At 72.3% G+C, this 12888-nt stretch carries 14 protein-coding genes; 1 reads left to right on the top strand and 13 read right to left on the bottom strand.

Translation table 11 applies throughout. The annotated features are described in order from the left end of the window. Nucleotides 1-53 precede the first annotated feature (53 nt). The 13 genes from CW362_RS43625 to CW362_RS40360 all read right to left on the bottom strand — a co-directional run bounded on the left by CW362_RS43625 (nucleotide 54) and on the right by CW362_RS40360 (nucleotide 11733). Complete coding sequence (locus tag CW362_RS43625; protein WP_162684397.1) at nucleotides 54-248, bottom strand: hypothetical protein; 195 nt, start codon at nucleotides 246-248, stop codon at nucleotides 54-56. 91 nt (nucleotides 249-339) lie between these two features. Then, nucleotides 340-1743: an MFS transporter gene (locus CW362_RS40415; RefSeq protein WP_103554575.1), complete on the bottom strand. Its 1404-nt coding sequence runs from the start codon at nucleotides 1741-1743 to the stop codon at nucleotides 340-342. A 62-nt stretch (nucleotides 1744-1805) separates the two neighbouring features. Then, the gene (locus CW362_RS40410; protein WP_103554574.1) at nucleotides 1806-3200 is read right to left on the bottom strand and encodes an aspartate aminotransferase family protein; all 1395 of its coding nucleotides are present in this window, start codon (nucleotides 3198-3200) and stop codon (nucleotides 1806-1808) included. Next, nucleotides 3197-4471 (bottom strand): aminotransferase class III-fold pyridoxal phosphate-dependent enzyme, encoded by a 1275-nt coding sequence (locus CW362_RS40405; protein WP_103554573.1) that lies wholly within the window; start codon nucleotides 4469-4471, stop codon nucleotides 3197-3199. The genes CW362_RS40410 and CW362_RS40405 overlap by 4 nt, the downstream gene beginning before the upstream one ends. Beyond that, nucleotides 4464-5381 (bottom strand): hypothetical protein, encoded by a 918-nt coding sequence (locus tag CW362_RS40400; protein WP_103554572.1) that lies wholly within the window; start codon nucleotides 5379-5381, stop codon nucleotides 4464-4466. The genes CW362_RS40405 and CW362_RS40400 overlap by 8 nt, the downstream gene beginning before the upstream one ends. Continuing rightward, nucleotides 5362-5709, bottom strand: coding sequence for a darcynin family protein (locus CW362_RS40395; protein WP_162684396.1), 348 nt, complete (start codon nucleotides 5707-5709; stop codon nucleotides 5362-5364). Before CW362_RS40395 ends, CW362_RS40400 begins: the two co-directional genes overlap by 20 nt. Nucleotides 5710-5758: 49 nt before the next feature. Continuing rightward, complete coding sequence (locus CW362_RS40390) at nucleotides 5759-5995, bottom strand: response regulator transcription factor (RefSeq protein WP_103554570.1); 237 nt, start codon at nucleotides 5993-5995, stop codon at nucleotides 5759-5761. Nucleotides 5996-6281: 286 nt separating this feature from the next. Beyond that, nucleotides 6282-7193, bottom strand: coding sequence for a LysR family transcriptional regulator (locus tag CW362_RS40385; RefSeq protein WP_240658311.1), 912 nt, complete (start codon nucleotides 7191-7193; stop codon nucleotides 6282-6284). Between the two features lie 197 nt (nucleotides 7194-7390). Beyond that, on the bottom strand, nucleotides 7391-7654 hold the full coding sequence (locus CW362_RS40380; protein WP_103554568.1) for a hypothetical protein: 264 nt from the start codon (nucleotides 7652-7654) through the stop codon (nucleotides 7391-7393). 919 nt (nucleotides 7655-8573) lie between these two features. Then, nucleotides 8574-9173, bottom strand: a complete 600-nt coding sequence (locus CW362_RS40375; RefSeq protein WP_103554567.1) for a TetR/AcrR family transcriptional regulator — start codon at nucleotides 9171-9173, stop codon at nucleotides 8574-8576. A gap of 206 nt (nucleotides 9174-9379) precedes the next feature. After that, nucleotides 9380-10153: an SDR family NAD(P)-dependent oxidoreductase gene (locus tag CW362_RS40370; protein ID WP_103554566.1), complete on the bottom strand. Its 774-nt coding sequence runs from the start codon at nucleotides 10151-10153 to the stop codon at nucleotides 9380-9382. A 114-nt stretch (nucleotides 10154-10267) separates the two neighbouring features. Further along, nucleotides 10268-10966, bottom strand: a complete 699-nt coding sequence (locus CW362_RS40365; protein WP_103554565.1) for an HAD family hydrolase — start codon at nucleotides 10964-10966, stop codon at nucleotides 10268-10270. 56 nt (nucleotides 10967-11022) lie between these two features. Continuing rightward, nucleotides 11023-11733, bottom strand: a complete 711-nt coding sequence (locus tag CW362_RS40360) for a ScbR family autoregulator-binding transcription factor (protein WP_103554564.1) — start codon at nucleotides 11731-11733, stop codon at nucleotides 11023-11025. A gap of 266 nt (nucleotides 11734-11999) precedes the next feature. Here CW362_RS40360 and CW362_RS40355 point away from each other — a divergent pair. Beyond that, a partial coding sequence (locus CW362_RS40355) for a ScbA/BarX family gamma-butyrolactone biosynthesis protein (protein ID WP_103554563.1) occupies nucleotides 12000-12888 on the top strand: 889 nt, incomplete at its 3' end.

Genomic DNA, 12888 nt, shown 5'->3' with positions numbered 1-12888 from the left:
GGGGAACTCGTCGGCCGGACCGACGAGTTCCCCACGCCCTGCGCGCCGTGCGGTCACGCAGCGGGTCTCCCCGGACGGCGGACCGGCCCGGCAGCCGACGGTGACGGGCCGGCCGCCCGGGGCGAGCGCCGGGCCGGGGCGGTCTCCGCCGTGCGGACGTCCTCGGCGGCGTCGGGGCAGGCGGTGGGACTCGTGCCGGTGAACAGGAACAGAACCTGGGCGAGCGGGCTGTCTGGTGCGTCCTGCATGGTCGTTCGTCTCCTGCCGGGTGAAGGCCGGGGTCCGGCCGGATGCGGGAGGGGGACCCGTCCGGCCGGACCCCGGCGGGGGATGGCACGGTCAGTAGCGCTTGGGCAGACGCAGGGCGCCGACGAGGGTGAGGATGCCGATCACGGCGAGGGCGGCGAAGGCGACGCAGTAGGAATCGTCGGGGCCGTAGCCGTGGTCGGCGGCGATGAGCTGGACGGCGGCCAGCAGGTTGACGCCGACCGCCGCGCCGATGTTGCGGCACAGGGTGACGGCGGCGGTGTAGGCGCCGAGCCACTGAACCGGCGCGGTGTTCTGGGTGTGCACCAGGCTGGTGGTGGCGACGAAGCCGGTACCGAGTCCGGCGAGGGACTCGCCCGCGATCGCGAGCGGCAGGGCGTCGCTGCCGCCGGCGGCGAGCAGGGCCGGGCCCGCGGCCAGGAGCAGGGCGCCGATCGCGGCCGTCGTCCGCGGGCCGAGGCGCTGGAGCAGGCTGCCGCAGACCGCCGAGCCGACCACCCAGCCGAGGGCGCCGGTGATGACGAACAGTCCGCTCTCGGTGGCGCCGGACGCGCCGGACGCGGTGAGCGCGAGCGGCAGCAGGGTGACGGAGGCGTACAGCACGGCGGCGGCACCCACGGCGAGCAGTCCGGAGACGCGCTGGTCCCCCTTGGTCGCGAAGGCGGACGGGATCAGTGCGGCGGTGGGGCGGCGGCGCACGAGGGTGATGTGCGCGGCGAGGCCGAGGACGGTGAGCAGGGCCAGGGCGATGATCAGGGGGGCGGGGACGTCCAGGGCGGGCGTCTCGATCAGCAGGAGCAGTCCGCCGAGGCCGGCGGCGAAGGAGAGCAGGGCGCCGGGGCTGATGACGCGCGGGGTCGTCGAGGGCGCGGCGGGCACCTTGCGCAACAGGACGGCGGCGACGGCGGCCAGCGGCAGGTTGAGCAGGAAGATCCAGCGCCAGCCGACGGTGGCCTGGGCGGCGGTGCCCAGAGCGGGTCCGGCGACGGCGGCCAGGCCCCACACCGACGACAGCATGCCCTGCATCCGGCCGCGCTCGGACGCGTCGAAGGCCTGGCCGATCAGGACGTAGGTGAGGGAGGCGACGGCGCCGGCGCCGATTCCCTGGGCCGCGCGGGCGGCGATCAGGGTGGGCATGTCCTGCGCGGAGGCCACCGCGACGGAGGCGGCCGCGAACACGGCGAGGGCGCTCAGCATGGCCCGGCGGCCGCCCCAGCGGTCGGCGACGGCGCCGGCGAGCGGGGTGACCAGCACGCTGGTCAGCAGGAAGGCGGAGATCAGCCACGAGTACAGGTCCTGGCGGCCGAGCTGTCCGGCGATGGTGGGCAGCAGCGATCCGACGACGGTGGAGTCGGCGGCGGCCAGGAACAGGGAGAGCAGCACCCCGGCGAGCAGGGCGGTGCGGCCGGCGGGTGCGGCGGCGGGTGCGGCGGCGGGTGCCGCCGCGGGGGTGGTCCGTTCGGTGGTGTGTGACATGTCGGTCCTCGAAGAAGTGAGCGGTCCGGTCCGGGGGACGGGCTGCGGGTGGGCTGCTCAGGTCACCAGTCGGCCTGGAACTTGGAGTGGCTGAGCTTGAGAACCAGCCAGGCCGGCAGGCGGTACTGGCGGCGCAGCAGCCAGGTGATGGAGTCGGTGAGTCGGCGCGGCCTGTGGTCGAGCCAGGTCAGCGTGGTCTCCAGGGCCTCGAGGACCCGGTCGATCTCGGCCTCGGTGATGGTCAGCGGCGGGTAGAAGCGCAGCACCGGGTGGTCGATCTGCTCGTTGAGCGAGTGACCGGTGTGGATGCCGTGGCTCGCCATCACCATCGAGATCAGCAGCTCGACGGAGGGGTTGCGGGTGCGCAGCCCCGTCATGAAGCCGATGCCGGGGGCGTCCAGGATGTGCTTGGGGTGGCGGTGCCAGGCGGCCACGAGGCCGTCGCGGAGGCGGGGGCCGAGGCGCGCGGCGCGCTCGGCGAGTTCGCCGTCGAGGACCTCGCGGACCGCGGCCGCGGCGGCCGCCACCGACAGCGCGGAGACGCTGCTGGACCCGGCGAGCAGGGACGGGTGGAAGCGCGGGTGCCGTTCGGCGTCGGCGACGACCTGCGAGCTGAGGGCACAGACGCCGACGGGGATGAAACCGCCGGTGAGCGCCTTGGAGAAGAGCATGATGTCGGGGACGACCCCGTCGTGCTCGACGGCGAACATCTTGCCCGTGCGGCCGAGACAGGTCTGGATCTCGTCGGCGACGAACAGGGTTCCGGTGGCGGCGCAGGCGTCGGCGACGTCGCGTACGTAGCCCTTGGGCGGCACGGTCAGATGGGCGCCGCCGAGCACCGGCTCCAGGAACACCGCGGCCACGCTGCGGTCGGCCAGCGCCTCGCGTACGGCGGCGGCGTCGCCGTAGGGCACGGTGACCAGTTCGCTGCCGAGCGGTTCGAAGGGCTCGCGGTGATTGGGCTGGCCCAGGAGGGTCATCGCGCCGAGGGTCTTGCCGTGGTAGCCGCCCTCGGCGATGACGATCTTGCGGCGGCCGGGTCGGGCGAGGTGCACGGCACGCAGCGCGGTCTCGCTGATCTCGGCGCCGGAGCAGCCGAGGACGTAGCGGTCCAGGCTCTTCGGCAGGACCGTGGCGAGGAGCGCGAACAGGTCGGCGGTCGCCGGGTGGAAGGTGCCGGGCGGTACGGAGGGCGCGCTGTCCAGGGTGTCGAGGACGGCGTCGCGGACGCGGGGATTGCCGTGTCCGACGAGGAACACTCCGTAGGAGCCGGCCAGGTCGAGGTACCGGGTACCGTCCTCGGCGATCACCTCGGTGTTCTTGCTCTCGTGTTCGACCGGGCGGGAGGCGGCCGCCAGCATCAGCGCGGCGGTGGGGTTCCAGTGCCGGCCGAGGGAGGCCAGGATCTCCTGCCGGTCGTCCCGGGCCGTCGCGGCCGGGTTCAGGGCGGTGGTCATGCGAGCACCTCCACGGGGGAACGCAGCTGGTCGGTGGCGGAGCGGACGGCACGGAAGATCTCCCGCACGTCCGCGGGGTCGGCGGTGAGCGGCGGCAGCACCGGGACGACGTCGGGCGCGCCGTCGGACGCGGGGCGGACCAGCACCCGCCGCTCGGCGAGCGCGGCGCGCAGGGCGTCGGCGAGGCCGGCGTCGGCGAGCCGCAGCCACACCAGGGAGCCGTCGGCGCAGAACTCCCGGACGGGTCCCGCCGGGTCGGCGACGCCCTCCAGGACGTCCCGGGCGGCGATCTCGGCGTGCTGCTGGCGCCCGGCGAGGTCGTCGTCGTCGAGGGCGCGCAGGACGGCGCCGACGGCGGCGGCCGACAGCGGGTTGGCGCCGAAGGTCGAGCCGTGCAGGCTGGGGTTGCGGCCGGCGTAGACGCGGTCGTAGGTCGCGCGGGAGGTCACCATGACGCCGACCGGTACGGCGTCGGCGCCCAGGCTCTCGCCCAGGACCACCACGTCGGGAACGATGCCGAGTGCTTCGCTGCCCAGGCCGTGGCCGAGGCGGGCGGGCCCGGTGAGGCGTTCGTCGAGGATCAGCAGGATGTCGTCCTGGGTGCACTGCCGGCGCAGCGCCCGCCACCAGTGCGCGGACAGCCTCGCCAGCGGCCGGCCGGGGGCGGCCGGGGCGATGACGACCGCGGCGACCTCCGGACCCAGCTTGCTCAGCAGGGCGTTGGGCTCGGTGGCCGGCACGGTGTACGGCTGTAGCGGCAGGGCGGGTACGGGGGAGCCGTCGAGGGCGAGGCCCTGGCCGTGGGTGAGCGAGCCGAAGTCCTCCCCGGCGATGCCCAGCACCCGGCGACGCGCGGGGTGGAGCCCCTTGGCCAGCTTCAGCGCCGAGTCCAGCGCCTCCGCGCCGGAGTTGCACAGGTAGGACACGGTCAGCGGGTCGGGCACGAAGTCGCTCAGCGCCTGCACGGCCCGCGCCAGGGGCCGGCTCAGCAGGATCCGGCTGGACAGGGCGACGCGCTGGGCCTGCTCGCGCAGCGTGGCCAGCACGGCGGGGTGGCCGCTGCCGAAGCCGCCGGTGGCGGCGTCCAGCCACTCGCTGCCGTCGGCGGCCGTCAGCCGGGCGCCGGACAGTCCGGCGACGACCGGTGCCTGGGCGGACTGCGGTGTCGTCTGGTGGCGGCGTATCACTGCCGCCGGGTCGCGCGGGGTCATGTGCGTGCTCCAACCGTTCGGGTCGTCGTGGGTCGGCCGGGTCTGCGGGACATCAGGCATGCACCCGCTCGTCGCCGGCGAAGTCGAGGAGCAGGGCGCGGGTCGTGTCGTCCAGCCGTTCGTCGACCGGGACCGGCGGCCAGGACTCGGCGAGCGCCCGGCGGAAGACCTGGCCGAGCTCCTGCTGGACCTCCCAGGCGCGGTTGCCGGGGGTGTGGTCCAGGCCGAACTGGTCACGCACCAACTGCTGGAAACGGCCGCCGAGTTCGGCGTTGAGCTCCTCGGTGGCGCAGAAGATCTCGAAGGCGCGGTCCCGCTCGGCCGCGGTGAGCGAGGGGATCACGTGGTTGATGACGACGTGGTCGACCTGGACGTGCCGGGCCTCGTCCATGCCGTGCGCCCACAGCAGCCGGGTCAGGAACCGCTCCCGGCGCGGGTCGAGGTGCGCGGTGCGCTTCTCGAACACGGTGATCACGGACTCGCCGACGTAGGCGGCCATGCACATCGCGGCGAGCTTCACGTACGGCGAGTCGTCGCCCTCGTACAGGGCGAGCCGCTCCATGAACAGCGAGTCGGCGAGCTTGATGTCGGCGCCGGCGAGTTCGCGGACGTAGCGGTAGAAGAAGTCGGAGTGGATGTACTCCTCGGCCGCGAACAGGTTCAGCGCGTGGTGCAGGTCGTAACCCTCGCTGAGGGCCGAGTCGTCGGCGCCGAGCTGGGCGGTGATGATGCCGAAGACGGCGGACAGGTGCCGCTCGATCTCGGCCAGTTGGGCGAGTTCCTTGACCAGGTAGGCGCAGCCCCCGAGGGAGCGGCCGGGCTGGTCGTAGACGACGCGGGAGATGAAGTCCAGCTCCGCCGCGTCGGGCGGGCCGGGCCAGCCCAGCAGGTTGGGGTGCAGGGTCTGCTCGTGGGCGTCGGCGTAGATGTCCCGGAGCCGGGTGCGGGCGTCAGCGGCTGTCGTCGGCATCGAGGACCTCCTTCGCGAAGTGCCGGTAGCCGTCGGCGAGGCCGACGTGGATGACGTCGATACGGGCAAGTCCCTCGGCGAAGAGGGCGGTGTCACGGAGTTCCTCGATGAAGAAGTAGTAGGCACGAAGGTCCTCGGTCTCGATGAAAGCGAAATCGGTGGGAGAGGCGGAGAAGGCCTCGGCGTCGTACTGCTGGACACTCAGCCGGTCGGCGTACTTCTCGAAGATGGGAGCCAGGTGCTCCTGCTGGAACCGCTCTCGTTCCTCCCAGCTCTTGGCGAGCCAGGCCGGTGTGAACGTATAGCCGATGAAAATTCCGTACTTCACGGTGTGTCCTTGTCCATGGGTCGTGTTTCTCCTGGTCGGGTCGGCCGGCTCAGAGCTGTAGCTCGAATGCGAGGCGCACGAGTTGGGCACGGTTGTCGAGTCCGTATTTGGCTCGAATCCTTCGTAGATAGGTATTGACGGTGTACGGGCTTATTCCCATACGTCTGGCCGTCTGTGAGTGCGTGAAGCCAAGGGCGATGTAGCTGAGTGCTTCCTGCTCGCGGGGCGCCAGATCCGATGGCACCGGGGAGCCTCCGCGAGGAGTCGACAGGGTGGTGGCATGCATACCCGTCCTCCGGTGGCAGAATTGAAGATTTTGATTTTCGCCTCCGCCTCGCCTCCGCCTTCGCTCTGCGGAATTGCGAAGCCGGCCCGGCGAAGCGGAGCGGCGGGCGTCATGGCCGGCGCCCTCGAACGTGCTGAAAGCCGGGCTGTTCGGCAAGCCCCTTTTTCTCGTCCGGGGGCTTCCCTGTTGCTGATTGAATTTCATCAGCCACCTGTACGAGGGTCAATCAATTTCTTATCGGGTTGCTCGGTGAGCTAATTCGGACATCCCGATGGGTTGTTCCGGATCAGGCCGCAAGTCGCTCTTTCCCGATGTTCCGGGAGGGTTCTCCGGACAGGATTTCGCTCACCTTCTCGATGAACATCCGCGTCTCCGGGCCGGCGGGGGAGTTCCGGCGCCGTACCAGCTGGGCGTACACCGCGGCCGGCGGGCGCCAGGGCAGAGGGGTGAGCACGCCCGCCGCCAGATCGTCCGCGACGGCCACCTCGGGCAGCAGGCCCACGCCCAGGCCGGCCGCGGTCCACCGTTTGGTCGACTCGACGGTGCCGGACTCCAGCAGGGGCGCGGTCCGTCCCTGCAACTCCCGTTCCAGCAGGCGCCGGTAGCCGCGGCCCGACTCGGGCGCGAGGATCGGTACGGTGGCCAGCCGGTCGGCGGTGACCGTCGGCCGGCCGGCCAGTTCGTGGTCCGGTGAGACGACGGCGACGAGCGCTTCGGGCCCGAACACCGTGGTGTCCAGTCCGGAGTGGAGCGTCTCGGCGTCGATGAGCAGGGCCAGGTCCAGCGTGCCCCGCCGCACTCCGTCGACGATCTCCGCCCCGCTGCCCGGCCGCAGCACGAGTTCCAGCCGCGGCCAGCGGTGGTGGAAGAACTCCAGCACCGGTGCCATGCGGTAGGTGGCGATGCTCTCCATCGTGCCCACCAGCAGCCGGCCCGACGGCTCGCGTGGACCGGCGGTGGCGTTGCGGGCCTCGTCGGCGAGGGAGAGCAGCCGTTCGGCATAGGGCAGGAGCCGTCGGCCGGCCGGGGTGAGCTGGATGCGGCGGCCGGAGAGCCGTTCGAACAGCGCGATGCCCAAGGCGTTCTCCAGGCCTTTGATCTGCCCGGTCACGCTGGACTGCGCGTAGTTGAGCTCGGCGGCCGCACGGCTGAAGCTCAGCAGTGTGGCGGCCTTCTGGAAGGTCGTGAGCTGGCGCATGTCCACCTGTCCTGTCCTCCGGGTCGCAGGAAGAGTCGCCCGTACCGGTCGCCGGGTACGGGTGTACGGGGGCACGGGTGTGCGGGGATGAGTCGGCCGCCGGGTGCGGGCGCCCTCGCCGCCGGTTCGCGGGCGGCCGCGGCGATGACCTTCGGCGGCGGACGGCCGCGTGGTGAGGGCCTGCCGGTCGATGGGGGTCATGAGGATTCCTGGAGCGCCGAGGCGCACGCGGGGGCGGTGTTCAGCCGGACGCCGACGGAGCAGGGCACCGGTGCGCCCTGTCCGGGCCGCGCCATGAGCGCGCGGGCGTCCTGGGCGGTGAGGACGATCTCGACGTAGTCGGCGTCCTTCCGGCGGCTGTCGATGTCGCGGATCACGATGTGGAACGAGACGTTTCCGTCGGGGTCCACGGCGGGGGTCAGGGTGCCGTCCACCACGCCGGGGATCATGTGCTGGGACATCGGGTTCCTCCACGAGTGGGTGGGACGGATCGGGCGGCCGCGCGCCGGGCCGCCGCGGTGGCGACGCGCTCGCCGCGCGGGCGCGCGGCCGGTCCGGAGACGATCGGGGCGGCGCGCGGGAGCCGGGGTGCCGGGGCCCGTTCGCCGGCGGTCGGCACCGGGCCGAGCGGTCCGGAGGCGGGCACCGGCAGGGGTGGCGGGGCCGCCGTGGAGACGGGGTACGTCCTGAGCGGCCGGTTCCGGATCGCGTGGGCGGCCGTGGTGCCGGGGCGGGCCCGGGAGAGGATCAGCGGTACGGCGGCGGGGCCGGTGCGTGCGGCCGGCCGGGCGTGTCCGGCGGTGCCGTCGGCGCCGTGGTCCGGGACGGACGGCCGGGCGCGTACCCGCCCGGCCGGACCGGGAGGCCCGGCACGTCCTCGGGCGCGGGCCCCTCGGTGATGACCCCTCGGTGGTGACGGCTACGGCGTCCCGGGAGAACGCGCCCGGCGGGACCGGGGCGGTGCCGACGGGGGGTCACGCCGCCGTCGGTGGCGAAGACCCTGTGGCCCGGGTCCGGGCCCGGCAAGGCGCCCGCGGCCCGGGCCCGTCGGCGGCCCGGGCCCGTCGGCGGCCCGGGTCCGGGTCCGGGTCCGGGCCCGGTTCCCGGAGGGCGGCGGAGCCTCGGGACGGGCCCCCGGGACGGCCGGCCGGACCTCGTGCCCGGCCGAGGTGAGGCGGCCCCCGAAGTGGCCGCCGACGCCGTCGGCACCGATCACCGCGAGTCTCATGGACTCCCCCCGTCCACTGGCTGACGTGTACCTGAAGACGCGCCAGGGGAGGGTGCTGCTCGCCCCCCGACGATCCAGAGAAACCATACAGAACATTCGCTATGTTTTTCTAGTTCTCGTGGGCCCCTCTGGAAACCGAACGGGTGAAACGGTCAGGCGTCCGGGTCGGCGATGCCCCGCAGGGCGAGCCGCCATATCTCTTCGAGCTGGTCGGCGACGCTCGTGGTGCCACCGGACGCGGCCTGCCTGCCGCTGCGGATCTGCGACTCCGCCCCGGCCAGCAGGTACGTGACCATGGCGGTCACCGCCTCGGGCTTCTCCCCGGACCGCAGTCCGCCGTCCTTGCGGGCCCGTTCCAGCAGCTCCTCGACGACGGGGAGCCATGCCCGGAACCACGGGGCCGATCCGGCCTGCCGTTCCCCGCCCAGGCGTGCGGCGGCCCGGGCCACGACGTCCCGCTCCAGCAGTGCGGCGAGGCCCACGGTCAGCTCGATCACCGCCTGTAGCCCGGGTTCCGTGGACGCCAGCACCTTGTCCACCAGGGACCTGGCCATGCCCCACCCCTGCTCCTGGACCGCGTCGGCCAGTGCTCCCTTGGAGGGGAAGTGAAAGGTCAGGGCCCCCATCGACACGTCGGCCGACTGGCAGATCCGCGACAGCCGGGCGCCCTCGTAGCCGACGCGGTCGATCTCCTGGGCCGCCGCCAACACCAGCCGGCCGCGCGTCCGCGCCGCCCGCTCCTGAATCGCCATGCGCCTTGTTCCTCGTTGTCGGGGTTCTCGGGCTCGCGCCCGCTCGTTCTAGTAGTACCCCCTCTTCCCGCTAAAACAAAGCGATCGTTCTCTATTCTGTGGCTGCCGGAGTGGCTGTGGACGATCACAGCGGCGTCGGCCATGTGAAAAAGGGGCCGGGTGAACGGCATCACCCGTTCACCCGGCCCCCGGCCCCGGTCGTACGGCTACACGGCGGTCGACCCGCCGTCGACCGCCATCGCCGCCCCGGTGATGAACGAGGCCCGGTCGCTGCACAGCCAGGCGGCCGCCTGTGCCACCTCCACGGGCGCGGAGATCCGCCGTTGCACGGAGTCGGCCATGAAGACCTCCTCCAGCTCCGGGGTGGCGGCGAGTACGCCGTCCATCATCTCCGTCCGGGTGCTGCCGACCACGAGCGCGTTGCAGCGCACCCCCCGCTGTCCGTAGTCCAGCGCGGCGGCCCGGGTCAGCCCGATCACCGCGTGCTTGGCCGCCACGTAGGCGGCCGAGGCGCCGGTGGCCTTGGTGCCGGCGACGCTGGAGGTGTTCACCACGGCCCCACCGGTCGGGGACCGCAGCATCACGGGTATCTGGTGGCGCAGGCAGTTCCACACCCCGCGCAGGTTGACGTCGAGGGTCCTGTCGTACGTCGCGTCGTCGATCTCGTGGAGCGGTGTGCCCGCGGTGGCGTAGCCGGCGTTGTTGAACGCCGCGTCCAGCTTGCCGAAGGTGTCGACCGCGGCCCGGACGACCTGCGCCACGTCGTCCGAGGACGCCACGTCACCGGCGACCGCCAGAGCCCGTCCGCCGTCGTCGCGGATCTCCTCCACGAGCGTGTCCAGCCGCTCCTTGCGCCGCGCCATGAGCACCACCGCGGCCCCTTCCTGCGCGAACAGCCGGGCGGCCGCCGCTCCGATCCCGCTGGACGCTCCGGTGATCATGGCCACCTTGCCGTCCAGCAGCGCCCGCTCCTTGCTCATGGACGTGTTCCCCCTGTGTTCGTCGTGTCGGTGCGGTCGTCGTCGGCTCGTCGTCCGCTTGTCGTCCTGCTCGTCGTTCGCGGGACGGTCCCGTACGTCCCCGTCGCGCCGCCTCTAGGCGGACCAGACCGTCCCCGCGGCGGCCTGGGCGTCGACGGTCCGCAGCAGTTCCTCGTCGACGGCGTGCAGCGAGTCGACCAGGTGCCGTACCCCGGCCTCCCGCATCAACTGCCGCTGGAAGCTGTGCTCGAAGTGGCTCGGGTGGCCGATGAACGGCATGCCGAGCCGCCGGGCCTCCTCCGCGACCCTGGCCACGTCGTCGACGACCAGCACCTCGTCGTACTTGAGGTCGAAGTGCTCGGTGGCGATCTCGTGCAGGCCGGGCCGGACGGCGTCGGTGCAGATGTAGCCCGGACCGTCGAACAGCGCGGCGTGCTCGCCGAGGAACCGGTCGAAGTGGTCCTTGGCCAGGCCGCCGTAGCAGACCGTCCGCAGTCCCGCCCGCCGCAGCCGCGCGACGAGTTCGAGGGCTCCCTCGGTCACCCGCACCGGGTGCTCGGCCACGTACCGTGCGCGTTCCTCGAAGTACGCCTCGAGCGCCTGCTCCCCGGTCATCGTGCCGCCGACGGATTCGGCGAGCAGCCGGCCGGCGACCGCGCGCGGCTGGGAGAAGATGTTCCGCTCCAGCTCGACCGTGTACGCACGGCCGCGGCTCGTCAGGAACCGGTGGATGACCGGGCTGAAGGTGTCGCCGAGCATGACACCGTCGATGTTCACCGCGCCCAGGCGCAGATGTTCCAGACCGTGCCCCATGTGATGAACCCCCCTGGTTGTGGCGCCGCGCGGTGACGGCGCCCGTGTGCGCGGCCTCAGCCGGCCGCCTCGGTGGTGCGTCTGTCGTCCTCCGCGGCCCGCGCCGCGGTTGCCCGGGACGCTCCGGCGTCCTGGATGACCGCCTGGACGCGGGCGGGATCGACCTGGGTGCGGGCGATGACGGCCGGCACGGCGATGCCGGGCAGGAGCAGTCGCCACATCCGCACCGCCCGGTCCGCGAGGTCCGCCCGCGCCTCGCTGGCGACGGCCGAGTACATCTGCATGCCGGTGCACGCCTCGACCACGAACTCGGCGAGTTCGGCGGGTTCGACGCCGGCTTGCAGTTCGCCCTTGGCCGCGGCGACCTCGAGGCACTCGGTCATGATCTGGCTCCACTCCTGGTACGGAGTGGCGTCCTTCACGCCGAACGCCTCCTGCTCGCCGGTGAGCCGCACGCCCGCCCGGAGCAGCGGGTCGACCTGGAGCTGGTAGGCCCAGACCATGGTGATGTCGACGAGCCGCTGCAGCCCCTCGGACTTCAGCCACGGGATGATCGAGTCGGACTGGGCGTTCATGACCGCGCGGGCGAGATCCTCCTTCGAGGCGAAGTGGAAGTAGAGGGCTCCCGCGGTGAGCCCGGCCCTCTTGAGGATGCGGTTGATGCTCGCGCCGGCGAAGCCGGCCTCGTCGAAGACCTCCGCGGCCGCCCGAAGGATCGAGTCGCGGGTCTGGACAGCGCGCTCCTGCTTCGGCTGCTGCTGGACCACCGCATTACCTCCCAAAGAAAAAGAACGTTCCTTACGTTACTAGGCCGCCTCGCGCAGCGCCAGCTTCAGCGGAATCGCACCTCTCAGTTGACGGTTTTGTGCACTCATTTCCCCCTTTGTGGTAGGAGGCTTGAATAATCCTTGGGTTTTCCTTGGGCGGCATTTAGCAGAAAACAAAACGAGCACTCTTTATTTTCTTGGTCAGGAACGACTGTCCCAGACGTCTCAGGGGTGCGACGCACCCACTTCCTAGGGGGAACTTCCGCATGTCCATCACGGCCTCGAGCCCGGCGACACCCACCTCCTTCGCCACTTCGGTTCCTCGCCAGTACGTGCACAAGCGGGCGGAGTCCGAAGTCCTGCTGAACGGATGGCTGCCCGTCGGTGAGAACCGCCATCGCGTGACCGCGCGCTGGCCGCTCGGGCACTCCTTCTACGGGCCCACCGACGGGCTGCACGACCCGCTGCTCGTCGCCGAGACGGTTCGCCAGTGCGTGCCGCTGCTCAGCCACGCCGCCTACGGCGTGCCCTTCGGCCACCGCCAGACCTGGAGCCGCTTCGGCTACCGGATCGACCCCGCTGTGCTGGCCGCCACCGGTACCGACGCCGCCGTCGAACTGCGCATAACCTGCTCGGACGTGCTCCGCCGCGGCAGCAGGCTGGCGTCACTGACCATGAACGCCGAGCTGTTGGTCGACGGACTCTTCCTCGGTACCGCTCACACCACCTTCGCCAACCTTTCCCCCGCCGTCTACCCACGGCTGCGCGGCCCGTACGCCGACCTCGCCGAAGCCACGCGGCGCGCCGTCCCGCTGGCGCCGCCGATGCCGCCGGTGCAGGTCGCCCGTGCCGAACACACCGACGTCGTGCTGTCCCCCACCAACTCCCCGGCCCGCCACCAGCTGCGCGTCGACCTCAGCCACCCCGCGCTCTTCGACCACCCCGTCGACCACGTGCCGGGCATGCTCCTGCTGGAGGCCGCCCGCCAGGCCACGCACGCCGTCGCCCGTCCCCGGCCGGTGGTCGCCACCGCCAGGGAGGCGTCCTTCACCCGGTACGTCGAACTCGACGCGCCCTGCTGGATCCACACCGAGCCGGCCGCGGACACCCCGAGGGCCGCCACCGGCCCGGTGCGGCTGTCCGCCGTGCAGAACG

The organism is Streptomyces populi (genome assembly GCF_002911015.1).
Lineage (GTDB): Bacteria > Actinomycetota > Actinomycetes > Streptomycetales > Streptomycetaceae > Streptomyces > Streptomyces populi.
Note: the sequence above shows the minus strand (reverse complement) of the source record. Positions and strands in the feature narration are given on the sequence as shown.